General features: G+C 43.8%; 16 protein-coding genes and 1 pseudogene. 9 read left to right on the forward strand and 8 right to left on the reverse strand.

Features of this window, described 5'->3' with window-relative positions; translation table 11 throughout:
- Positions 1-210 precede the first annotated feature (210 nt).
- Positions 211-2,022, forward strand: a complete 1,812-nt coding sequence (locus tag FNC98_RS06655; RefSeq protein ID WP_185968106.1) for a M1 family metallopeptidase — start codon at positions 211-213, stop codon at positions 2,020-2,022.
- A gap of 86 nt (positions 2,023-2,108) precedes the next feature.
- Here the strand turns inward: FNC98_RS06655 and FNC98_RS06660 are convergent, their stop codons facing one another.
- Together FNC98_RS06660 and FNC98_RS06665 are read right to left on the reverse strand one after the other, a co-directional pair.
- A complete protein-coding gene (locus FNC98_RS06660) occupies positions 2,109-2,774 on the reverse strand; it encodes an OmpA family protein (protein WP_185968085.1) in 666 nt (221 codons plus the stop codon).
- A 107-nt stretch (positions 2,775-2,881) separates the two neighbouring features.
- Positions 2,882-3,229, reverse strand: coding sequence for a hypothetical protein (locus FNC98_RS06665; RefSeq protein ID WP_143580516.1), 348 nt, complete (start codon positions 3,227-3,229; stop codon positions 2,882-2,884).
- Positions 3,230-3,430: 201 nt separating this feature from the next.
- On the opposite strand from FNC98_RS06665, the gene FNC98_RS06670 reads away from it, so the two are divergent.
- Positions 3,431-4,309 (forward strand): RimK family alpha-L-glutamate ligase, encoded by an 879-nt coding sequence (locus FNC98_RS06670; protein WP_260680527.1) that lies wholly within the window; start codon positions 3,431-3,433, stop codon positions 4,307-4,309.
- A 473-nt stretch (positions 4,310-4,782) separates the two neighbouring features.
- Here the strand turns inward: FNC98_RS06670 and FNC98_RS06675 are convergent, their stop codons facing one another.
- Positions 4,783-5,823, reverse strand: a complete 1,041-nt coding sequence (locus tag FNC98_RS06675; protein ID WP_260680384.1) for an IS110 family transposase — start codon at positions 5,821-5,823, stop codon at positions 4,783-4,785.
- Positions 5,824-6,039: 216 nt separating this feature from the next.
- On the reverse strand, positions 6,040-6,789 hold the full coding sequence (cysZ, locus tag FNC98_RS06680; RefSeq protein WP_143580517.1) for a sulfate transporter CysZ: 750 nt from the start codon (positions 6,787-6,789) through the stop codon (positions 6,040-6,042).
- Between the two features lie 195 nt (positions 6,790-6,984).
- Here cysZ and smc point away from each other — a divergent pair, with 195 nt between their 5' ends.
- From smc to FNC98_RS06700, 4 genes and pseudogenes are all read left to right on the forward strand, one after another.
- Positions 6,985-10,467 (forward strand): chromosome segregation protein SMC, encoded by a 3,483-nt coding sequence (gene smc, locus FNC98_RS06685; protein WP_143580518.1) that lies wholly within the window; start codon positions 6,985-6,987, stop codon positions 10,465-10,467.
- A gap of 12 nt (positions 10,468-10,479) precedes the next feature.
- Positions 10,480-11,634 carry a cell division protein ZipA gene (zipA, locus tag FNC98_RS06690; RefSeq protein ID WP_143580519.1) on the forward strand — a complete coding sequence of 385 codons (1,155 nt, stop codon included), beginning with the start codon at positions 10,480-10,482 and terminating at the stop codon, positions 11,632-11,634.
- Positions 11,635-11,707: 73 nt separating this feature from the next.
- A pseudogene (ligA, locus tag FNC98_RS06695) lies at positions 11,708-13,743 on the forward strand (NAD-dependent DNA ligase LigA).
- A gap of 81 nt (positions 13,744-13,824) precedes the next feature.
- Positions 13,825-14,070 (forward strand): DUF2164 domain-containing protein, encoded by a 246-nt coding sequence (locus tag FNC98_RS06700; RefSeq protein WP_143580520.1) that lies wholly within the window; start codon positions 13,825-13,827, stop codon positions 14,068-14,070.
- A 1,264-nt stretch (positions 14,071-15,334) separates the two neighbouring features.
- On the opposite strand, the gene FNC98_RS06705 is transcribed toward FNC98_RS06700, so the two are convergent.
- A complete protein-coding gene (locus FNC98_RS06705) occupies positions 15,335-16,003 on the reverse strand; it encodes an NAD(P)H-binding protein (RefSeq protein ID WP_143580521.1) in 669 nt (222 codons plus the stop codon).
- 819 nt (positions 16,004-16,822) lie between these two features.
- On the opposite strand from FNC98_RS06705, the gene FNC98_RS06710 reads away from it, so the two are divergent.
- Positions 16,823-17,713 carry a LysR substrate-binding domain-containing protein gene (locus FNC98_RS06710; protein WP_143580522.1) on the forward strand — a complete coding sequence of 297 codons (891 nt, stop codon included), beginning with the start codon at positions 16,823-16,825 and terminating at the stop codon, positions 17,711-17,713.
- 93 nt (positions 17,714-17,806) lie between these two features.
- Positions 17,807-18,091, forward strand: coding sequence for a hypothetical protein (locus tag FNC98_RS06715; RefSeq protein WP_143580523.1), 285 nt, complete (start codon positions 17,807-17,809; stop codon positions 18,089-18,091).
- 127 nt (positions 18,092-18,218) lie between these two features.
- Here FNC98_RS06715 and FNC98_RS06720 read toward each other — a convergent pair whose 3' ends face one another.
- Together FNC98_RS06720 and FNC98_RS06725 are read right to left on the reverse strand one after the other, a co-directional pair.
- The gene (locus FNC98_RS06720; protein ID WP_143580524.1) at positions 18,219-19,457 is read right to left on the reverse strand and encodes a TIGR02281 family clan AA aspartic protease; all 1,239 of its coding nucleotides are present in this window, start codon (positions 19,455-19,457) and stop codon (positions 18,219-18,221) included.
- Positions 19,458-19,751: 294 nt separating this feature from the next.
- Positions 19,752-21,977 (reverse strand): YgiQ family radical SAM protein, encoded by a 2,226-nt coding sequence (locus FNC98_RS06725; protein WP_143580525.1) that lies wholly within the window; start codon positions 21,975-21,977, stop codon positions 19,752-19,754.
- Between the two features lie 293 nt (positions 21,978-22,270).
- Between FNC98_RS06725 and FNC98_RS06730 the strand changes: the two genes are divergently transcribed.
- Entirely contained in the window at positions 22,271-24,787 is a 2,517-nt protein-coding gene (locus tag FNC98_RS06730) for a S9 family peptidase (protein ID WP_143580526.1), read from the forward strand.
- 311 nt (positions 24,788-25,098) lie between these two features.
- On the opposite strand, the gene rrtA is transcribed toward FNC98_RS06730, so the two are convergent.
- On the reverse strand, positions 25,099-25,704 hold the full coding sequence (gene rrtA, locus FNC98_RS06735; RefSeq protein ID WP_143580527.1) for a rhombosortase: 606 nt from the start codon (positions 25,702-25,704) through the stop codon (positions 25,099-25,101).
- Positions 25,705-25,741 lie beyond the last annotated feature (37 nt).

Genomic DNA, 25,741 nt, shown 5'->3' on the forward strand with positions numbered 1-25,741 from the left:
ACAATTCTGTTCAATTGCGTAGTTAGTGAACATTAACAAAGCTTGCAAGCTGATACTTCCTCAGTAAACTTAGCGCAATGGTTTTTGCTTTTAACGTTTTCTTTACCTCAAAGCAAAACAACATCAACAGTCGTTTCAAGGATTTACATAAACATGTTGTTATTGAAAAATCGCTATTTTAAGCGAGTAATAGCGGTGCTAACCATCAATATGATGTTGGTTGTACCAGGATTTGCCAAGGTCGACGATGACCTTACCTACGCCAACTATGATCAGGTTAAAGTATCACATGTTCATCTTGATTTAACCGTAGACTTTGAGCAAAAGGCCTTGGTTGGCTCTGCTGAGCTTACCTTGGACTGGTCAGATAAAGATGCCAAAACCTTGTATCTCGATACCCGGGATTTGGTGGTTGACCAGGTAAAAGCAAAGCAAGGTGAGGGCGACTGGCAAAAAGTTAACTTTAAGCTGGGTAAGCGTGATGACGTAATGGGCGCGAAGTTAACCATTAAGCCTGACTTTCAAGCCGATAAGTTATTAGTGAAATACAAATCTCAACCACAGGCATCTGGCCTGCAGTGGTTGTCGAAAGAGCAAACTGCAGGTAAGAAACTGCCGTTTATGTTCAGTCAAAACCAGGCGATTCATGCCCGTAGCTGGATCCCAATTCAGGATACGCCTGCGGTACGCATGACCTACACCGCACAAATCAATACCGACAAGTCTTTGTTAGCGGTAATGAGTGCCAATAACGAACCGGGCACCGAGCGTGATGGTGATTATCAATTCACCATGCCACAAGCGATTCCTGCTTACCTGATTGCCATCGCCGTTGGTGATTTAGAGTTCAAAGCCATGAGTGAGCAAACCGGTATCTATGCCGAACAATATATTCTTGACGCTTCCGTGGCCGAGTTTGATGACACGCAAGACATGATAACCGCTTCTGAAAAGCTTTATGGAGAGTACCGTTGGGGACGTTATGACTTGTTAATGTTACCGCCGAGCTTTCCTTTTGGTGGTATGGAAAATCCTCGCTTGTCTTTTATCACCCCAACCGTGGTTGCTGGCGATAAATCCCTGGTGAATCTGATTGCCCATGAATTAGCACATTCGTGGTCAGGAAATCTGGTAACTAACGCTACCTGGCGCGATTTATGGCTAAACGAAGGTTTCACCTCCTATGTGGAAAATCGCATTATGGAAGTGGTGTTTTCTAAAGAGCGTTCGGTGATGGAACAAGTTTTGGCAGTGGAAAGCTTAAAGAGCGATATGAAAACCCTGCCTGCGGATGACACCATCTTGCATCTGGACCTTAAAGGCCGCGATCCAGATGCGGCGTTTTCCAACATTCCTTATGTTAAAGGTCAGCTATTCCTGATTTTCCTGGAAAAACGCTATGGCCGCGAACGTTTCGATCCGTTCGTGCTTGCTTACTTTAATCATTTCGCATTTCAAAGTATTACGACCGATGATTTTCTTCAGTATATGAACAATAACCTGATCAAAAAATATCCGGGTATTGTCAGTAACAAAGAAGTGGATGAATGGGTGTTTGGTAAAGGTTTACCAGCAACAACACCAAACCCGACATCGGATGTATTTACCAAAGTGGAAACTCAATCTAAAGCCTGGCAGGCTGGTACTTTGTCGTTAGATAAAATTCCTACCGACAAGTGGACAGTCCATGAATGGTTATATTTCATCAATGAATTACCGCGAGATTTAGCATTGCAAAAAATGCAGGAATTGGACAAAGCATTTGATTTAACCACGAGCCAAAACGCGGAAATTGCCCATGCCTGGTATTTGCTGGCATTAATCAATGGTTATGACGTAATTAAGCCGCAGCTAGAAGAGTACTTAATTAGCATTGGCCGCCGTAAGCTTATTGTGCCTTTGTATATGAAGCTTGCAGAAACGGATGCTGGTCTGGTCTGGGTTAAGCCGGTATATGCCAAGGCTCGCCCGGGATATCATCCATTGGCGCAGGGTACTATCGACGAAATTTTGAGAGAGTAATCGAGATTTTCTCAAATAAAAAGCCCGCTGCCTGTTTTTACTCATACAAGCAGCGGGCTTTTTTGAATTACAAGTTTGTATATCGATTACGCAGCTGGAACAATAAATAATTCAACGCGGCGGTTTAATGCACGGCCATTGGCATACTTGTTATCCGCTAACGGCTGATTTTCACCCATACCCATAGAAACAATGCGGTTTGCAGCGACGCCTAATACGCGCATTTCTGTTGCAACAGCAGAAGCACGGCGCACGGAAAGGCTCTGATTGTATTCTGCTTTGCCAATGCTGTCAGTGTGACCAACAACACGAATCTTGGTGTTCTTGTTTTGCTTTAACACTTCGGCAATAGCATCCAGGGTGCGCACAAATCCAGGATTAACCTGACTTTCATCGTTTGCAAAGGTGATGTTTGAAGGCATGATCAATTTAATCGAGCCATCTTCCTGGCGAACGACTTTTACACCAGAATGTTGCAGTTTTTGACGCAATACTGCTTCTTGCTGATCCATGTTGTAACCGATACCAGCACCAATCGCAGAGCCTACAACACCACCGATTGCGGCGGATTCTTTGTTATCACCAATGGCAACACCAATGAGTGAACCCGCAACAGCACCTACGGTTGTGCCTACGGTAGTATTCGAAACTTTTTCTTCGCCGCTATATGGATCAACAGTTGTTACACAACCAGAAAGACCAATGGATGCGATGGCAAGGGATAGGGCAGACGCCTTGATGGTTTTTTTCATGGTTTATTCCTTTTTGAACAGATACAAATAACCACCCGACCTAGGTCAGGTAACTGAAAATTTTGTGGGGGCAGGTGTTGTGTCAGGAGGCTGACACGGATAAAGGCTTATTCGCTCACTAATACGTCTACTTCGCGATGATTTTCCTGAAGGGAATCAATAATCACGCGAAAAGACTTGTTGTCTTGCGAATATTTTAATTCTAAACGGCCATATACAGTTTCTGAAGAAACCGGCGCGCCGAGTTGTTCGTCATAAAACGATTTGATTTCAGCTTCGCTTAATTGACTGAAAAACGTCAAAATGGCAGGGAAATCGTCATCATATCGGGAAAAAACTTTCGCATCGTTGGTTAATGGAATATCAACAACGGATCCGGAAACTTCGTTTTCTTCCGCGAAGGTAAAAGGGGAGCTTAGTATGAGTGGTAAAAGTACAAAAATTCTTTTTAACATTATAAAGTCACTGTTACTTCACGAATATCTTCGTTCAACAATGTAAATTTTTCACGCTTGAGCGTCAAGTAAATTCCTTAACTTGGACGTGTTTACTCGCCATATTTGCTTTGCAAACGTAAATCGTGTGTTAAATCGTGTGTGTAGAACTGTTGCGAAAATAAGCTCATCCCGAGTACACTTTGGCAACCCTAAATATCATTGAGACTTAATTTGAAACACTGTGCGATATTGTCGATGGCAAACCTGGAAGAATTCGAAGTATACGATGAACTTCTTGATAAGCCGTTTTTAGAAGCTGGATGGCAAACTCATACGGTCGACTGGCATGATAAATCCATTGATTGGAATGTTTATGATGTGGTTTTGATTCGCAGCCCATGGGATTACCAGCAATATGAGCAGGAGTTTATTGAGGTTCTTGAAAGCATTGAAGCCTCGTCAGCAATCTTAGAAAACGATTTGCAAACGGTGCGTTGGAATATCAATAAAAAATACCTGATGGAACTTGAGCAGAAGAAAGTAACCATTGTTCCTACCCTTTGGAAACAGCGATTTGATGCCAGCGAGCTATCCGGATACTTTCAGCATTTTGAAACCGAACAAATCGTGCTTAAGCCTTGTGTAAGCGCCAATGCCGAAAATACCTTCTGGTTGCGAAAAGACAACTTTAAAGCGGCAATAGCTGATTTAGAAATCGCTTTTGCCAAGGGTGATTTTATGGTGCAGCCATTTATGGAACATGTGATATCTGAAGGTGAGTTTTCATGTTTCTATTTCAATGGTCAATACAGCCACAGCATTTTGAAAACGCCGAAACAGGATGACTTTAGGGTACAGGAAGAACACGGTGGCCGATTGGCATTGATTGAAGAACCTGAAGCAACGTTGTTAGCGCATGCTGAACACGCTCTGCAAAATTTGCCGTCGATGCCTATGTACGCGCGCCTTGATTTCGTTCGTCATCAGGATGGTTTTGCAATGATGGAAGCGGAGCTTATCGAACCATCACTGTATTTCAATATGGACCCGACATCGGCGCAACGCTTCGTAGATTGTTTCGTAAAACGCATGGGCTAATCGCCGCCAACCCGATTGAATTTATTGGGGTCACCCATTAGAAAGCTCCGGTCAAGAACGCAGCCGTGTTTTCTTACTCTTTTTAATGGCAAGTACAGGGTTAAAGCTTCAACTCATTGATATTAGTGAATATGCACCTAATTTATGACAATTATTTGGTGTAAATATGCACCAGTCACCCATCTGAATTTAGGCGATTTAGGCAAGCATCAATGATGTTTGCCTAAGGCCCTTAACTTGCGTTTCAGTCATCGTTTAGTACCAACCCCTGGTCCAGTTCCTGGCAAAGCCTTAAGCTCTGCTCAATAACAAATCTTTGGTTATGTAATGGCATCCAACCCTAAATGGCTCCCGGCGTTGGGCATATTTAACAAATCAATATTGAGCGGTTGATGCGAAGGCCTAATCAGATCTTATGGTTTTTCCAACCCCAGTATTAACTCAACGCATCAACCTAAATCATCATAATGTCATTAACTGAATGCTTTGTTATCCTCGAATGCTACGTTACTTTTAAGTACGTGGTAACAAGCTCTCGCGAGCTTATGAGCAACCGTTTTAAGGGCGATGTTGCGATTCGTTCTAGCCAGTTTTCGCTGATAGTACTTTTTTATTGCCGGGTTGTATCGCATAGCAAAATTGGCCGCTTCTATAAACGCCCACGCTAGATAACGGTTACCATTTTTTATATTCGTGGAGCCTTTTTTCTTACCGTTACTTGTCCTGCTGCCATTTACGCAGCGACAATACGAGGCGAAGTTACCCGCACTTGCAAACCGTTCTATCGTTCCTGTTTCTAACATGATGGTCAGCGCAAGCACCTTGCCGATACCATCAATGCTGGTCAGTAAACGAAATTCAGGAGACAGCGATACTTGCTTTAAAACCTGTGATTCTATGTGCTTAATCTGTTGCTGTGCACAGCGCAATAACGCTAGGTTTGAATAGACGGCAGTACTGGTATGTGCCGAAGAGAATGTTTGGTTGATATCATCGATATTCGTCTCTTCAAAGCACTGGGCCATTTGCTTAATTTTATTGCTGCTTGGTTTATAACCCAGGTGGCGCATATAGCAACTTTGGATGGATAACAAATTCTTTGTCGATTGCTGTACGATATCCATTCGCTTGCGCATCAGGTCTCGCACGCTTCGCATTTCTTTTGGGTATATATAGCCTTCAGGCAACACATCAAGCCGTAGCATTTCAGCAAGCCATCGGGCATCCGTTTTATCGTCAGCGTGCTTGAGTCCTGAATATTGTTGAATCGCACTGGGATTAGCTAAGTGCATTTGGAAACCATCTTCCATCAAAGCATCGACAAGCCAGTACCAGTTAAAGGTCGACTCCACAACGAGTCCGGTCAAATCATTTTTGTAGGGTTTTAAGAATGATTGAATAACCGTTAAATCGTTATCTAGCCTTTTGGTCAACAACTTTTCACCGTTACCATTTACAATAGCAATAACACAATTGTTTGAATGCAAATCAATTCCACCATATAGTTTCATCATAAGCTCCTCTCGATACTGTTTATGTTTTGGTCAACACAACTGTATCGATTACAAGAGGAGCTTTCTATATGATTATCAGATCTTGATCCGTGCAAAGATAACACCCCTAAGTTAATAAAACTAAGGAAACTGGTCTAAGCCCATCTGTGAATAATCGTTGCTGATCTAGAACATGCGAAATTCAAGATTTGACCCTAACTCGTTAAGGTCTGGGAGTTAAACGTGAGCGCGGCGGAAGTGATCAACCCACATCGCTGTTGCGCCACAGATAGCCACTGGCATTAAAACCAGGTTCAATATCGGAATAATGGCAAACAAAGACACCGTTAAACCAAAGCTGAAACACTTTCCACGTTTCTCACTTAAGCTAGAGCGCATGGTCTGAAAATCGATTTTGTGATTATCGAACGGATAATCGCAGTATTGAATTGCCATCATCCAGGCGATAAAGGCAAACCAGATCACCTGACCGATAACCGGTACAAATAAAAAGATTAGGAAAAAGCCTATGGCTCGCGGAATGTAATAAAGCAGTTTGCGCCATTCGCGATATAAGGTTCTTGGGATATCTTTGATAATATCGACAAAGCCACCGTCGGATAAGGATTGCCCGGTAAGGTGCTGTTCAATTTTTTCCGACAACAGGCCGTTAAAAGGTGCGGCCAGCCAGTTAGCGACGGTTGAAAATACAAACGAGGCGGCAATAACACTGGCGATATAAATAAGCGGCTCAACAATTACGATTAACCAGCTTAACGTCGAAGGCAGCCAGGCCTCCAGTTGCACAATCCAGTCATCGATATAAAAACTCAATTGATAGAAAGCAAACCCGAACAGAATAAGGTTGACGATTAACGGCACAAACACGTACCGACGAATTCCTTTGGTACGGATTAGTTTAAAGCCCTGCATGAAATAACTGGCGCCACTTTGCGCTGCAGATTGTTGTAATTGTGCTTGATTCATTCCATTTTTCCAAAAGACATCAATATTTTTGGATTCTTACTTATTGAACCGCACTTAGCAACTGATTAAGTGTTACAAAGCACTTCAATATTTCCTTGATTCAGGTATTATCAAATATTAGAAAGGTAATACCAATCTTTAGTCGAACTTCAGATTGCACAGATTTTATTTCTTACCTGAGAATAATAAGATTAAATGCGCTTAAAAAAGATAAAATTAGCCGGTTTCAAATCTTTCGTGGATGTCACTAATGTGCCGTTTCCACAGGAGATGACCGCCATCGTCGGCCCCAATGGTTGTGGTAAATCCAACATCATTGATGCGGTACGTTGGGTTCTGGGTGAAAGCTCAGCGAAAAACCTGCGTGGTGATTCGATGACCGATGTTATCTTTAATGGTTCCACTGCTCGTAAACCTACCGGGCAGGCCAGTGTGGAGCTAGTGTTTGATAACCAGCAGCAGCGCATTACCGGTTCAATGGCCGATCGCACCGAAATTTCTATCCGCCGAGTCGTAAACCGCGACAGTCAAAATACTTACTATCTCAATGGCAGCAAATGTCGCCGTAAAGATATTACCGACATCTTCCTGGGTACAGGTCTTGGGCCGCGAAGTTATGCGATCATTGAGCAGGGCATGATCTCCCGCTTAATCGAATCTAAACCTCAGGAGCTGCGTATCTTCATTGAAGAAGCTGCAGGGGTTTCAAAATACAAAGAACGACGTCGGGAAACGGAAAACCGGATAAAAGCCACCCGGGAAAACCTCGCCCGTTTGACCGATATACGTCACGAGCTGCATAGCCAGCTAGAAAAATTACATGGTCAGTCTCAGGCAGCGTTGCGTTTTAAAGAGTTAAAGCAGCAGGAACGCTTGTTCAAATCGCAAATTGCGGCGATTCGCTGGCAACATTGTCAGAATAAATTAGACAAACTAAAAACCGACGAGCAAAAGCTTGCGGTACAACTTGAGCAATTAAATACCGAGCAGGGGCAGCGCGAACTTAGTATCGTTAAGGCCCGTCAGGCGCAAGAACAAAGTACCAGTGAGCTGAACAGCCTTGGTCAACGAAAGCTGAGTTTAAGTACTGAAATTACCCGACTTGAAGAAAACATCAAGCACGCCAAGCAGCGCAAGTTAACCTTGTCTCAGGATCTCGATAAGTTGCTAATTCGCGCTCAGGAAAACAAGCATCAATTGCATCAGGAGCAGGCCAAACGCCAGGAACTTGATATTGAGCTTGGTGATATCGAGCCAGAAATTGAAGAATTGCAATTGCAACTTGAACAAGCACGAGAACAAGCCGAGCGTTTAAGTGAACAGCAACAATCCTGGCAGGATAAATGGCAGGCCTTTCAACAGCAAAAGCATGAGCTGATGCAAAAACGACAGCTGGTGAAATCGCAAATCGATGCAGCGCGCCAACAGGCACAGCAATTGAGCATGCGACGTGAGAAATTGCTACAACAACAAAAAGACTTTGATATTGATGCGATTGCCACGAAACAAAGCGATCTTCAAGAAGACGCCATGGTTATTGCCGAACAGGTAGAAGAATATCAAGATACCTATAGCCAGCAGCAAAACCTGGCGGATCAAAAAGATCAGCATTACCAGGATCTGGCCGGGCAATTACAGCAAGCGCAAACGGCATTAAATAAAACCATCACGCAAATTGAAGCGCTGCAACAGGTAACCCAAACCAGCAGCGATTGGCAGCAACAACAACAGGCATTGTTGTCTGAACTTGGTCTGGAAAGCCAGAGCCAATTAGTGGAACAGCTTAATGTGGAAAAGGGCTGGGAGCTGGCGGTTGAAATGGTGTTGGGACATTGGCTGCAAGCGAATGTTACTGCGCAGTTACCGGAACGGTTCCCACTAAATCAAGGCGCGATTTATCTCGATTCACAGGTTTCTGAAAATTTAGCGAAAAGCGGTACCCTGAGTAGCAAAATTTCAAACCCGCATTCCATTCAGACGCTATTGAGTAAAGTTCATCTTGCGGATAATGAACAGCAGGCCAGAGGCATGATTGCGTCGTTAAACAATGACGAATCTGTGATTTGCCCTGAAGGCGTGTGGTTTAGTAAAAACTGGATGCAAAAAGGCTTGCTACAGGGTGAATCGGGACAACTGGCAAGACAAAACCAGCTGCTTGAATTGCAACAGCAAGTGCAGGGGCAAGAAGATTGCGTTACCGAACTAGAATCCCGCCTTGAACAAGCAAAAAGCGTTCAGGAACAGGCAAAGCAAGCCGCGGTCTTAGCCAAACAACAATGGCAACAGGCTGAGCAACAGTTATCCGCGCATAAGCAACAATTGCAGTTGGTTAATCAGGAGCTGACCTTACTCAAGCAGCAAGCTTCTGGCGTTTCAGGAGAACTAATCAGCCTTGATGCCGGCATCGCAGAAAAAACCGAAGAAGCAGAAACCCTGGCTTTCACTGAAGAAGAGCTAGCCGAGCAGTTAGAAAACTTTGCTGATGATGGTGATGATCTTGAACGTCAGCGCTCTGGTGCAGGACAAGAGCTGCAACAATGGCAAAGTCGTATCAATAACTTTAACCAGCAGCTGCAGCAAAAGTTAGTGAAACGCGAGCAGTTATCGTCGACGTTAAAGAACCTGGCGTTAATGGTTCAGCGCATTGAAGAGCAAATTCAGTTTTCCAACGAACAACAGCAGGAATTACAGATTGCTCAGGAAGAATTGGAAATCCCGTTACTGGATGATCAGGAGCAGCTGCAGGAAAAATTGATCCGAAGCAGTGACCTTGAACAACAGCAACAGGCATTGCACCAACAGCAATCAAAAGCCAATGATGAAATCATGGCGTTTAATCAAAGCCAACAAGGCTTGCTAAATAACATCAGTCTTATTAAAGACAAGATGGCAAAAATCACCCTTGATGGCGAAAACTATCGGGTTCGGGCAAATACGGCTATCGAGCAGTTGGATGAATTACAGCAATCACTGAAAGATGTGCTGCAGGAATTGCCAGCTGATGCTAAGGAAAACCAATGGCAGATCAAGCTTGCCAGAGTCGCCAAAGAAATTGATAGTCTTGGTGCGATTAACCTGGCAGCGATTGAAGAATACGAATTACAACAACAACGCAAAGGCTTCCTTGATCAGCAAAACGATGATTTAGAAGATGCCTTAGCAACGTTAGAAACCGCCATTGCTAAAATCGATCGAGAGAGCAGGGCGAAGTTCAAACAGACCTTTGATCAGGTGAACGATGATCTTAAGGCGCTGTTTCCTAAGGTATTTGGTGGCGGAAGCGCATACCTGGATTTAACCGGGGAAGATTTATTGGATACCGGTGTTACTATCATGGCTAGACCACCGGGCAAAAAAAATAGTACGATTCACTTACTTTCCGGTGGTGAAAAGGCCCTAACCGCTTTATCATTGGTGTTTGCGATTTTCCGATTGAATCCGGCACCATTTTGTATGCTGGACGAAGTTGATGCACCATTGGATGACGCCAACGTTGAACGATTTTGTAAGTTGGTTAAGGAAATGTCGAAAACGGTGCAGTTTATCTACATTAGTCATAATAAAATTGCGATGGAAATGGCAACTCACCTGACCGGTGTGACTATGCATGAACCAGGTGTTTCCAGAATGGTTGCTGTGGATATCGAAGAAGCCGTCGCTATGGCGCAAGCATCTTAAACAGGCTTAAATATGGAATTTAATTTAAGAGATATTCTCCTCATTATCAGTATTCTCGCGATTGCCGCACTCTGCATTCACGGAATGTATACCCTGCGCAAAGACCGCAAAAATCCCTATAAATTAAAAGAATCTGTGGCTTCTGAATCGAAAGATGATGTCGAAGAACGCACCTTTGACAACTCTGGATTCGACCAGGATGGTGTTGGCCGACCGAAAAAGGTTGTGAAAAACCCTGCAGCTGATACTAACCCGGTAACAGAGAATCTCTCCGCTCCGGTTTTTTCCAGTGATGCGTACAGTACACCGGATTTTGACAGCAGTTTGAGCAATATTGATTCAGCAGAAACCGACACCTACTCGTCTTCTAATCAGAAGTTTGATGAGATTGGTGACGAACCAGTCGATACCACTGACTTACCGTCAGATTCATTTAGCGTTGATAACGACTACATGAGTGATCCTGCTCTGGATATGGCGAGCGAGCCGGCGATGGCGGAAATGGAACGCATATTTGAAGCCCATGAAGCGACTAAAGCACAACCGTCGGTAAGAGAGATGCGATTCACTGAGCCGACGTTTGAAGCGGAAGAAGAGGTTGTAGAGGCGGCGCCGGAAGTTGTTGAAAATACTCAGGCTAAGCGTCGTGTTGAGAAAACCAAAGCGCAAATTCGTCGTGACCAGATGGAAATCGATTTCGCCGATGAAGAAGACGATCAACCAGCCGCGGATATCGAGCAGGAAGTATTGGCAATTAGTGTTGTTGCCGGACAAAACCAGCTAATCTCTGGTGCCGCTTTACTACCGACTTTACTAACCCTTGGTATGAAGTATGGTGATATGAATATTTTCCATCGCCATCAAGATAACTCAGGTAAAGGGCCAATCCATTTCTCTTTAGCGAATATGGTAAATCCGGGCACCTTTGACCTCGACAATATGGAGAACTTTGCCACTACAGGGCTAACCCTGTTTATGACGCTGCCGAATGCTGGCGACCCGAGCAAAGTGTTTAAGTTAATGTTGTCGGCGGCGAAGCAACTTGCCAGCGAATTTGGTGGTCAGGTTCTTGATGGACAGCGTAGCGTCATGACGCGCCAGACCGAGCAACACTATCTTACCAAGATTCGCGAATTCGACCGCAAGAGCCGAATCGCAAACGTTTAAAAATATAAAATAAAAGCCTCCGACGGAGGCTTTTTTCTAACTCAGATTTACACGACCCAGGTTACATTATTCAATGTCTGATCTAACGAAAATCCAATCTAAGATGAGCGAAATCATCGCTGAGCTTCACGAATACAATTATCAATATTATGTGTTGGACGCACCGACCGTGCCTGACAGTCATTACGATAGATTGATGCGCGAATTGCAGGAGATGGAAGCTCAATATCCTGAGCTCAAGCAAGCGGATTCGCCTTCGCAAAAAGTTGGCGGCGAAGCTTTAAAGTCGTTTTCTCAGGTTACCCATCAGATCCCGATGTTGTCATTGGATAATGTTTTTGATGAAACCGAATGGCAGGGTTTTATAAGCCGTATCCACGACCGCTTGGGACGTACACAAGCAGTAAGTTTTTGTTGTGAGCCAAAGCTCGATGGTCTGGCGGTAAGCCTTCGTTATGAAAATGGTATTTTGGTTCAGGCAGCAACTCGTGGCGATGGTCAGGTTGGTGAAAACATTACCGAAAATGTGAAAACCATTAATGCCATTCCACTACGTTTGCGCGGCGATAACCTGCCACCAGTATTCGAAGTGCGCGGCGAAGTCTTTATGCCTAAGGCTAGCTTTGATGCATTGAATGAACAGGCCATCAAAAAGGTGAAAAGACCTTTGCTAACCCGAGAAACGCAGCAGCTGGTTCTTTACGTCAGTTAGATTCAAAAATTACGGCTAAGCGTAATCTATCATTTTACGCATACAGCGTCGGCTATGTGGAGGATGGTGATACCTGGTTACCGGCGAGCCACTATGAGCGCTTGATGCGTTTGAAAGAATTAGGTCTGCCGGTTTGTCCTGAGATTGTCAAAGTTGACGAACCATCAGCATGTGTGGATTTTTATCAGGACATTATGACCCGCCGGGACCAGCTTAGTTATGAAATCGATGGTGTGGTATTAAAGGTTGATAGCATTGCCGATCAACAGCAACTTGGATTTGTCGCCAGAGCGCCGCGTTGGGCAACCGCATTTAAATTTCCGGCTCAGGAAGAGTTAACGACTTTACTTGACGTTGAGTTTCAGGTTGGTCGAACTGGTGCGATTACCCCGGTTGCCCGTCTTGAACCTGTGTTTGTTGGTGGTGTTACCGTATCCAATGCTACCTTACACAACCAGGATGAGATTGACCGTCTTGGTCTTAAAATCAAAGATACGGTGATTATTCGCAGGGCTGGGGATGTTATTCCACAGATTGTTAGCGCCGTTATCGATAAGCGCCCGGATGATGCCAAAGATATCGTCTTTCCAGACGCTTGTCCGGTATGTGATTCTGCAGTAGAACGGGTGATTGGCGAAGCGGTATTGCGGTGTACTGGTGGTCTGTTCTGTGGTGCTCAACGCAAAGAGGCGATTAAACATTTTGCTTCTCGTAAAGCGTTAGACGTTGATGGGTTAGGGGACAAGTTGGTTGAACAACTTGTCGATGAACAGCTGATTAAGACGCCTGCGGATCTATTTACCCTTAATCAAACGCAGCTAACTACGTTAGAGCGTATGGGCGTTAAATCGGCTGACAAACTTTTAGCGGCTCTGCAAACCGCGAAAACTACAACTCTTGCGAAATTTATTTACTCATTGGGTATTCGCGAGGTGGGTGAAGCGACAGCAGGAAATCTGGCACAGCATTTTAAAACCCTTGAGGCTATTCAATCTTCAACCTTTGAACAACTAATTGAAGTTGCTGATGTTGGTGAAGTGGTTGCTAACCATATCCTGCATTTCTTCGCCGAAGAGCATAATCGTGAAGTGATTCATCAACTATTAGAAGTAGGACTTAACTGGCCAACGATTGAAGTGAAGGCCGAAAAAGAGCTGCCACTAAAAGACCAGACTTTTGTGTTAACTGGAACTTTGAGCCAGATGGGACGTACCGAAGCCAAAGGTCATCTGCAGTCTTTAGGCGCTAAAGTTTCGGGCAGTGTGTCTGCCAAAACCAATTATCTGGTTGCCGGCGAGAAAGCGGGATCAAAGCTTACCAAAGCAACTCAGCTTGGCGTTGAGGTGTTAACTGAAGAGCAGTTAATTACATTGCTAACCGAGCACGGTGTTCTTTAACCACAACTAAAGAATATCTGGATTTATAAGCCCCTGAACAGTTTTCATGAGATAGGGGGCTTTTTGATATAAAGGGATATTATGTCTGAGATAACGTTTACCAACGAACAAAAGGCGGTGTTAGTTGAGAAGCTGCAAACTTACTTTGAAAATGAACTGGATCAGGAGATAGGTCAGTTTGATGCTGAGTTCCTGCTTGATTTTGTCTCCAAAGAAATGGGCAGCTATTACTACAACCGAGGCTTAGAGGATGCACGCACCATAGTCGCAGCAAAGCTGGATACCATTGATGATGAAATCTATGCCATTGAAAAAGAGATCCGCTAGCTATGTCCTTGCTTGTAAATTATGTGCCCCTTTCAATTGATATGGCAGGAACGAATCTGACTTTAGAGAGCTATAATCAGCCCCTCATTTAATATTAAGAAAAGATGAAGAAAGACGCATACGTAACTTTTTTAGGAGCTAAAACTGTAGCATTTGCATGGATTGGCTCAATAATCGGGCCATTGTTCATGTTGGTTGGTCTTACGGACTTTGAAAAGCCACATTTCTATATTGGCCTAGTATTTTTAGTAGTTGTGGTTCTTACTGTGCGGGATGGTTTCAAAGCACGAAGGCATGGCAAGACTTCTGATTTTATTGCTATGAGTATAGTGCCTATACTATTGCCTCTTACCTGCCTTATTTGGCTCTGCTTAAGTTTATAACTGCTAATTCAAATAAGTCATTAATGAAGGTTGGTTGCACATTTTCGACGTCAATATAAATAACGTAATTTACTGAATAATTGGCAGTCGCGAGCGTTTGCTGCGAGCGAGTAAAAGCTATTGAACCTACTATACTCTCTTAAGATCCAACGTAATCCCGCACTTGATGCGGGACCTCCTGTCGCATCCTGTGTTCCTATTTATTTCAACTTCTTAGCTCAAAAACTAAGTAAAAAAGTCTCAGTAAAACGAAGGGAGGTCCCCTGTCGGAGCAGGGGATGACGGAGTATATCAACGGGATAGCGTATGACTCTGGCTGGCACACTAGAAACATTCGGCCCTGGCTAAGATTCCCTGTAGTATCAGGGAATGACAAAAGGCTTTTTGCTTTTTACTCGAAGCGACGTTTTGTGTCGCGGGTACAGAATTTCGGTTCCAGACAAATTCTGCATACCAACGTCCATGTCGGTAACCCGGAACAATCTTTGATTGTGTACCCGAAGTGACGTTTTCCGTCACGTGCTCGGAGTTCGTTCACGATGCGTACTAAGGGAGTTTTAACTCCCGCTTGTGGCACACTAGAGTCATTCAGCCACTTTGAAGTTTCAGCTCGAAAAGCAAGATTACGGCCGACGCCGCAATGACGAATTTCGAACTTTCGACAGCGTCCTCACAGAAAATTGCTCCTCGATAACTGCTCCTCGATAACTGCTCCTGCGTTATTCTACCTACATACATCCTTGTACTAGTGCGTTATTCTAACTACATATTTCTATGTATTAGTGCATTTTCTGCATATAAGCCATCCATGGCCAAAACCGACGGAGTCTTCTACGACAACGTCCTAATTGACGTAGTCTTCTCTCCTATATGACTTAACTCTAGTCGCTTATTTGCTTTCCATTGATGATATCTTTGTTCTCTATAATCTCGATGCCAGATTTCTGCGGCTGATTCAGCGCATCGATCATTGACCTGACAATATCCGTAGCTTCGACTGGCTGATAGGCTGGACACAAACGATCAACTGCAGGGGCAAGAAATCGGTAAAGGCTCTTGGCAAAGTCTTCGCCGGTTCTGGATTCTTGCCTAGAGCCCAGAATGAGGCTTGGCCTCATAATGACTAAATACTCCAAGCCAATGTTCATTAGCGCCTGTTCCATCTCGCCTTTGACACGGTTATAGAAGCTCATCGCCTTTTCATTGGCACCTAAAGCGGAGATTACCGCAAAGTTACTCACATTCGCTTGATGGGCAAATTTAGCGATTTTGACTACCAAGTCTTTATCAATCGCTTTAAATGCCTGCTGACTTCCAGCCTTTTTAATGGTGGTACCCAGGCAACAATAAACCTCATCAATGTCGAACTGCTGGTAGATTGATTGCAATTGTTCATCATTCAATTCCACCCGGGTCAATTTTGCATGACTTTTCGGCAGGGGAGAGCGGCTTATGGCAATGACGCTTTGGTATCTTTCATCATCCAAGAGATTATCGATACAAATAGAGCCAGTGAGTCCTGTAGCCCCTAGTACGAGTGCGGTTTTCATTGGGTTTAGGTCGTCTGGTAAACTGAGGGAATTTGTTACTTATACTAGTACAAACTCATTGCAAAATTGATACCCAAAGCAAGGTTTTTTTTAATAATAAAAATATGCAAAAAAAGTTTAAAAAAGTGCTTGCAAAAACAGAGGGCTGATACAGCAAGGCACCGCAAAAGTTATCCACTGTTTTTGTGCAAAACTTAATAACGGCCTCAAATTTCTTCACCAATATTTTCGTAAATTCTCATTTGCTGAAAAAATAAACTTGCTAAATTCGCATTTCTGGTCTCTAGGCGTTAATTTTATTGGTTTTTATTTTGCTAACAGATTTATCCACAGGCTGTCTTGGCTTAGTTTGTCTTATGTGAATGAATTGATATTGGCGATCGGAGGAGGAGAATATTTTTATTTTCGTTGATAAAGCTCAACGAGTTTTCAAATAATTTTATTGAAATTTGGTTACTGCAGACAAGGTTGGCTTGCGAATATAATAAAGTTAATGATAAACATAGAGTTAGATCGATACTTTAAATACCGGCCAAAACGAATTCGATTTTTCTTTTAAATCAATATCCAGGCAACAGCTTTGAAACCGGAGAAACGAATCTACTATCCTCCGGTAATTCTATCGTTGTCTACTATTTGTTCGTAATGGCGGATATTTGAACAGGAAAACTTATCAACATTGATCTTGAGTGTGGCTAGATACGTTGAAGTTAAGAATTGACACCGTGAGATTCAGGTTCGCTACGACAACCAGCGAAGCGAAATAGAAAATTTCCGTTATAGTTGCTGGTAATCCTTTAAAGCAAACAATAGGTAACAATGGCCCGTAAAATTCCCCCGGCGCATTTGCTGGTGGTGTTCGAAGCCGCTGGCAGGCATCAAAGCTTTAAACACGCCAGTGAAGAGCTTTTTATTACCCCATCGGCGGTCAGCCATCAAATACGCTCATTAGAGGAGTTTCTGGGTTTTGAGTTATTCCAGCGAGACAAGCGTGGGGTGACGCTAAACAATGCCGGACAATTCTATTTAAAGTATGTAAGCCAATCGTTAGAAAAGCTCGAGCATGCTACTCGTCAGTTGCAGACTAAATTTCAATCTAATTTATTGAAAATATCTACCTTTCCTTCGTTATCAAGAAACATCATCTTGCCGCAGCTGTCCAATTTTCAAAATCAGAACCCTGAACTGGATATTCGTATCGAAACGTCGATGAACTTATTGGATTTGCGCTATGAGGACATTGATTTGGCATTTCGCATCGGCGATGGTAAATGGCCTGACGTTGCGGTAGAGAAAATCCTGGATGTCAGAATCATTGCGGTTTGCTCACCTGACTTTCAAAAACAACATGGGTTAAAGGACGTTCGGCAAATTGCCGATGTGCCATTAATCGATCTTGCTGATATGGACAATGTATGGGGGAATTGGAGCAAAGCAGTCGGTAATGGTAAGCTGAAAGTGTTACCTAAGCTCACCTTTAACGATTACGATGCTTCATTGCAGGCGGCGGAGCAGGGGTTGGGCGTCGCATTGGCGATGCAACCTATCGAAAATTACTTACTTAAATCGAAAATCCTTGTCGATCCTTTCCAAAAAAATGCTGAATTTCCCATGTCGCTGTATGCGGTGTTTCGCGAGAGCGAGCGACAAAACCAGGCAATTCAGGCATTTATCCATTGGGTTAAGGAAATGTTAATAGCAGGTGAATAATATTCATCTGAAGCGTGAATATTTTCCCTTTGCCGAGAACCCTCAAGCTTTCTATTCTTAGTTTCGAAGTTAGCTGAAATTGTGGAGTTCACAATGAATCGTTCAAAAGCACAATATCTATGGTTATATCGTTTAACAGCATGTCTGGTTATCGCATTACCAATACTGGCAGACGTGCTTTGGTTTGAGCAGATAATCGTTTCCTTAGTATATGTACCACTAACCTGCCTGGCACTGGCATTTCTGGCGAAAATGGTCGATGTACAGTTTGCAAGTTATTTATTACAGGATCATGGACGTCAAATGAAATTCACATTATTGTCATTTCCTAAACGTAAGGTTCGTGCGAAAAACGTTAAAAAGCGCTCTGCAGCTTAAGAGAATTTAATTGGGGCAAAGGTGGCGACACTGCATACCACATGCTCTTAGACCACTTAAACAAGAATGAATATGAAAAAGGCCCGTTCAACGGGCCTTTTCGCGTTTGTAAGATTCGCCAACGTAATTAGGGCTCAGATAAAAACAGTAAAGAATTTTCCTGATCGATTTCAAACTTGAATTGTTTTAAGAAGTTCATTCCAAGTAGGCCATCGGCTTTTTCAAAGCCGGGCAATTCCATCACCACAATCTCAAAGTCTTCCAATTGGTGTTCGCCGATGTTGAAGTGATCGACGATAACCGAATATGCAGTTTGATTACCCGCTGCGGTGTTGATTTCTAACTGACGATTGACCTGAATGTCTCCGCTATTCTTCAATGCATTGAAATAAGCTTCTGACAACACCGTAATCGAGGCGCCAGTATCTATCATCAGGTTTGTTCGGTATTGCTTATTGATGCGAGCATTGACAAGAAAATGCTCATTAATTTTGTTCAGCTTAATTGCCTGTAACTCTGTTTGAGTACTGTGCATTTGGCGGCGAAGTTTTGCTACCTGCCCCTGGTACGCTGTTAGGTGAGAAATGTTATCCAGATACGAATCAGCGATATCAAACTCTTCCAATTGAATGAAAGCCTGACTCAGCGCTAGAATGTAAGGCGGATAATTTGGTTCTTCCATAAGCAAAGGCTCAAAGAAGTCGATTTGCTCGTGCCATGCGCCATTATGAGCAAAACTGCGTCTCTGCTTTTCGGCAATCTGATGGATCTGGCTCAACCACATTTCTTCTTTCTCGTAATCGAAGGAGTTATGGATAAGCTCGTAGTACAAAAAAACTGCTTCCTGCTTTTTATCAATGGCTTCGAAGTAATTAATTTTCACCAGCAACCAATCTTCGTCGTTCGACGAATACGCTAAGAAATTCTCGAGAAGATTGTTGATCAGGGTAAATTGCTTTTGCTCTAACCACTGATAAGCCTGCGTCAACCATTCGCTCTTCAAGTGGGTTGCCGCCTCTTCAGACTGGATTTCAATATCAGCGTAAATATCAGCAGCGCTATCGAACTGTCGAACATTGAAAAACTGTTCCGCGGTAGCAATCAATAACTGTAAATTGCCATCAGTTGCTTCACCGATTGGCGTCTCGGCAAGAGAGAGGCGTACTTTATTATTCTGGCTGTTGTCGCTCGATGATGAACTTTTCTCGGAAGCAGGCGAAGATGTATACGACGGCACAATCAGTGACTCTGCCAGTGCGGTGATTGGACTATGAACTTGTTCTACCCGGGAAAAAAACTGATAAGTGTTCAACCCTACCGATAAAACAAGCAGTCCACAAAGATAGATTATTAATTTACTTTTCAAGTTGTTATCCAGTTTTGCAGTCTGTGTTTTCAAACGTAGCAGCCTTCCTGGCAAGATTACCTCGTGTACTGCTTGCAACGATAACCCTGTCAACTTGCTATTTGTTGTTTTTTTCAAATTATAGTGCTAGTTCGATGTTTTCTCTAATTTTCATAACGTTACCTTAACGTTTAATGGCAAGAGGTACAACGCAGATAAATGAAGGCGCTAACGTTCATACGGATGCGCCCGCAAAACGGATGAATATCTGGGGGAAGCTGCAGCACTGCTTAATCGATACAGATATTCAAACGGCTACTTAAATTGGTCCTTGCTGAAACGGGTCAGGCCTTTCTGCCCAGGTTTTGAACGACGGTTGTTTCTCTGCCCAGGAGACGTTTTATAACCACTGGCGTTATTTTTACCCTGGCGATAAAACTGATTTTTCTCTTTTCGGGTTTCTGGTGGCACCAGATGTTGTGGCCCGTTACCAATAAGTTTTCGCGCCAGGCCTTTTTTCGTTAAGGCTTCACGTATGATTGGCCAGTTAGCCGGGTCATGATAACGTAAAATGGCTTTATGCAAACGACGTTGACGGCCGCCCTTGGCAACCGGCACCGATACCGAGGTTTTACGGATCTTTGTTAATGAATCAATTTCTGTGTGGTAAAGCGTTGTCGCGTTTGCCAACGGTGATGGATAGAAGTTCTGAACCTGATCCAGTTTGAAATTGCGCTCTTTTAGCCACAACGCCAGATTGATCATATCTTCATCGGTCGTACCCGGGTGGGCCGAAATAAAATATGGAATCAAGTACTGTTTTTTACCCGCCTGCCTGGAATAGTGATCAAACATCTCTTTAAACTTATCGTAAGTTCCCATGCCTGGCTTCATCATTTTCGCCAGCGGACCTTCTTCGGTATGCTCAGGCGCAATTTTCAGATAACCGCCGACATGGTGGCTGGCGAGCTCTTTGACGTATTCCGGATCCTGAATTGCTAAATCATAGCGCACGCCAGATGCAATCAGTACTTTCTTGATACCGCGAACTTTTCGCGCTTTGCGATACAGGTTAATGGTTGGCGTGTGATCGGTATCCATATGGCCACAAATATCAGGCCAAACACAGGATGGACGACGACAGGTGGCTTCCGCTTTTGGACTCTTACAACGTAACTTGTACATGTTCGCGGTTGGGCCACCTAAATCGGAAATTACCCCGGTAAAGCCAGGCACTTTCTCTTTGATGTCTTCGATTTCATCAAGAATTGATTGCTCGGAACGCGATTGAATAATGCGTCCTTCATGTTCGGTAATCGAACAGAAAGAACAGCCACCAAAACAACCTCGCATGATATTGATTGAGGTTTTTATCATGTCATAAGCCGGAATTTTCGCGTCACCATAGACAGGATGAGGAACCCGGGCATAAGGCAGGCCGAAAACACCATCCATTTCCGCTTCACTCAACGGATAGGCCGGTGGGTTTAACCAAACACTGCGATCGCCATGGTTTTGTAACAGCGCTCTGGCACTACCAGGGTTTACTTCCTGATGAAATATCCTTGAAGCGTGGGCATAAAGAACCTTGTTATTGGTAACCTGCTCAAAACTTGGCAGCTTCACATAGGTTTTTTCCCAGGGCTTAAAACGCTTGTCCCAGCTTTTATTCTGATAGTCGCTGATTTGAATTGGCACCGCTTCTTTCGACACATCAACTTGCTGTACGCCAGTATCTTCCTGAGCGGGCTTGTCATCGGTCGCACAGGATTGTGGTGTCATATCTTGATAAGGACTTGGAATTGGATCGATTTTTCCTGGTCGGTCAATGCTGCGAGAATCAACGCCGCGCCATCCCGGCAGTGCCTGTTTAGTGATAAATGCGGTACCACGAACATCGGTTAAGGTTTCCGGTGTTTCGCCACGGGCAATGCGGTGGGCCACTTCAACCAGCGGACGTTCGGCATTACCGTAAATCAGTAAATCTGCCTTAGCATCGAAAATAACACTGCGTCGAACTTTATCTGACCAATAATCATAATGGGCAATACGACGTAAGCTGGCTTCAATACCACCTAAAATAACCGGCACATCTTTGTAAGCTTCTTTACAACGTTGTGAATAGACCAAGACTGCTCGGTCAGGGCGTTTTCCGCCTTCGTTGTTCGGGCTGTAGGCGTCGTCATGGCGCAACCGTCTTTCGGCGGTATAGCGATTGATCATTGAATCCATATTGCCGGCGGTTACACCGAAAAACAGGTTTGGTTTGCCAAGCTCCATGAATGGATCTTTTGAATGCCATTCGGGTTGAGAAATAATACCGACCCGAAAGCCTTGTGATTCGAGCATTCGACCGATTACGGCCATACCAAAACTTGGGTGATCGACGTAGGCATCGCCGGTAACCAGAATGATGTCGCAACTGTCCCAGCCAAGTTCGTCCATTTCCTTGCGGCTTATGGGTAAAAATGGTGCGGTGCCATAGCACTCAGCCCAGTATTTAGGGTAATCAAACAGGGCGACTTTCGGTTGTGGGATCATAGAAAACGACGATGAAAATTAAAACAATAGGGCATTATACCAAACACAGGTTAGCAGATGTCGAACTTTGTTTTATAAATTTGCAACGAATTGACACCGAGATTTCAGTGACTGTGATTAATTTGCGATTTAGCCAAGTGTCCATATGCTTTAATAAGCCAAACCATTTATCTGGGTAGTAACTGACCGCAAAAATAGTGCGGATTAACTTGTTGATACAAGTTCCGTTTGCTCTGCAAGGTAAGTTTTTGGTTAAATGGGTGTTTATATCGATAAAAATATATGGGAAGTAAATGACAAAAGTTAACCGATTGAGTGCCACGTCACTGAGCGCTCGTGCAGCGGTGCGTGCCGCTTTAGTCGCGTCAATGGTCATTGGTTTGCAAGCTTGTGCGACGTCATCAGACGCAAATACCGATTCAGCACAAGCCACGAATGTTGATGCAACACCAACCATTGTTGCTGACAACAGTGCCAATACCGGTAATGACGCAGTGATCACCATGGAAAAAATCATGTCAGATCCTGATTGGATTGCTCGTACTCCAAGCAATTGGTATTGGGGTGATGACAGTGATCAGGTTTTATATTTACAAAAGCGTGAAGGTAATCCCGTTCGTGACCTTTATGTTCATGGTTTACAGGACGAGCAAGGCGAGTTAGTTAACTTAGCGCAATTGCATCAGTATGCCGATCGCAATGCCGTAGTTTCTCCAGATGGTAGCAAAGAGCTTTACACCTTTGAAGATAACGTATTTTTAAAAGACCTGAAAAAACAGCAGGTTCGCCAGTTAACCTTCACCACAGCCGCAGAGTCTTCGGTTCAGTTTTTGACAAATGATCGCATTGCTTATCGTCAGGGTAACAGTTTTTATGCCCTTGATTTAGCTAACTTTCAGGTAGTAGAGCTTGCCAATCTGCAGATGACGGATACGCCGAAATCTGGCAATGGTGCTAGTAACTATCTTGCTGACGAGCAGAGCAAATTAATTGAATATGTTGCCTTGCAACAACGTAACAAAGCCCTGCAAAACAAGAAAAATAACGCGCTTCGCAGTGATAACGACACCATTAATAAAGCAGTGTTTTATTTTGGCAAAGACAAGCGTATTGTGCAGGCAAAACTGTCCCCAGATGCTCGCTACTTAGTGGTTAGCACCAGTAAAAACGAAAGTTGGCGCAATGATTCCGATATCATGCCAAATTACATTACCGACGATGGCAACATTGCTTCGGTACCGGCAAGGCGTCGCGTTGCTGATAACCGTCAATATACTGAGCAGTTGTACTTATTAGACCTTCAATATAATGCCCAGTACCTATTGAATTTCAATGCATTAGATGGTTTTGATGAAGATGTTTTAGCCAGTGTTCGTAAAGAGAACCATGAGCGCGACGGTAAAACTTACGAGTCGAAAAAGTCGCCTCGTAACATCCACTTGATGAGTTTTATCGATAGCATTAAATGGCATCAGGATGGCTCGCAAGTAGCCGTGATGATGGAAGCCTGGGATAACAAAGATCGCTGGATTGCGACGGTAGATTTGGAAGACAAGAAGCTGGTTACTCAGCATCGTTTACACGATGACGCCTGGATTAACTGGGAGTTTAATGAGTTCGGTTGGTTGAACGATGAAGCAAGTTTGTATTTTCTATCGGAAGAGTCAGGTTATTCGCACTTATATGTGAAACCCGTTGACGGTAAGGTACAGGCACTAACTTCAGGTAACTACGAAGTTCGTAACGTAACGGTTGGTAAAGATCAGGGTTCATTTTATTTCCAGGGTAACGTCAAACACCCGGGTATCTATGAAATTTACAAAGTTGCTCGCGACGGTGGTGATATCGAAGCATTGACCGACCTGGGTGGCATGAACCAATACGCCTTGTCTCCGGATGAAAGCAAGTTGCTAATTGAACATTCAACCACCACCATGCCTCCAGAGCTTTATATCAAGACTCTGGGCTCTGATGATAAAGCCAAACAACTAACATTTACAGTTTCTGAAGAGTTTAAAGCCATGCCTTGGATTGCTCCAAGCATTGTTGAAGTGCCTTCGAAACACACAGAGCAAGGTGTGTTCTCTCGTGTTTATCAGGGCGATGCGTTAGCAGGACAGGGCGGTGAAAACAAAGCGGTAATGTTTGTCCACGGTGCTGGATATTTGCAAAACTCTCACCTTGGCTGGTCTGCGTATTTCCGTGAGTTCATGTTCCACTCAATGTTAGTGCAACAGGGATACACTGTTATCGATATGGATTACCGGGCATCGAAAGGCTACGGCCGAGACTGGCGCACAGCTATTTATCGTCACATGGGTGAGCCTGAAGTACAGGATATGCTTAGTGGTGTTGACTGGTTAGTGGATAATGCCGGTGTTGAACGCGATAAAATTGGCGTTTATGGTGGCTCTTACGGCGGCTTCTTAACCTTGATGGCAATGTTTAAGGAACCGGATGTATTTGCATCGGGCTCGGCACTGCGTCTGGTTTCTGACTGGGCTTATTACAACCATGGCTACACCTCAAATATTCTGAATATGCCGGGTGATGATGCTATCGCTTATGAGCGTAGCTCGCCAATTTACTTCGCTGAAGGTCTGGAAAAACCGCTGCTGATCAATGCTCCGATGATTGATGACAATGTATTCTTCCAGGACACAGTGCGTTTGGTGCAGCGCTTAATTGAATTGGAAAAAGAAGACTTCGAAACGGCAATTTATCCGGTTGAGCCTCATGGTTTTGTACAACCTAGCAGCTGGTTAGATGAATACCGCCGTATTTATAAGCTGTTTGAAGAAACGTTATAAAATTAACAGGTTAGTTAAATCCTGAACGATATAGTTAAAGCTATTGGCCGTTATCCGGTCAGTAGCTTTTTTGATCGTGCTGACGTTTATTTGTCGATAAAGTTACAGCAATTCCATTAAGTTTTTACACAACTCAGAGTTAGGTGAGTTTTTTTTGCACCATAGGTTTCATTGATATAGTCATTCGATATTAATGTATTGAAGTTCTCGGCATATTGATGAATACCATCAATATCTCCGTTGCTCTGGCAACGACATAAACCCTGCCTGAATTCATCAACGCAGGATTGAATTACACGTCAGAACCTCGATTAGCTGGGTTTGGGCGATTTTGACTTGGTAATTGCGAGCCAGATTAGCCCTGCAATCAATCCGCCAATTGCGCCAAATAAATGGGCATCGATGGCGACACTGGCACCAATGAGATCCACCATATCTTCGCTGGCCCCAGCCACCTGTTCATAGATAATCTTGGCGATGATACCGATTAAAAGTAGATAACCGGTTTTATCTGAACCTCTTATATCCGCGATCGCACCAAATACAAAAACACCGTGCAGAACTCCAGATAAGCCGACGTAGCGATTCATATCTGTATCGAAATAATAGATTCCAAGGCTGGTGGTGATAACGGAGATTAAAAACACCCCGGTAAATAACCCATGTCGGTAATGATCACCATGCAATGCCCATAGCATGATGAGTCCTGCCAGGTTGAGTAGCAGATGATTGAAATTTGTATGGTCAAAATGACCGGTAAAAATGCGCCACCATTGTCCGTTTTCGATATCAGTGCGATCGAACACTAAGGTATCTGAAACACTTTCTGGTAACAAAAAAACGATAACAGAGGTAAGCAGAACGATAAGGGGAGTAAGCCAGGCATTGGTTTGCAGTGGCAAAGATAACTTCAACATAGAGGAGTTTCGCGCATATAATGTGTGTTGTTTTAAT

It is taken from the genome of Thalassotalea sp. PS06, from assembly GCF_007197775.1.
Lineage (GTDB): Bacteria > Pseudomonadota > Gammaproteobacteria > Enterobacterales > Alteromonadaceae > Thalassotalea_A.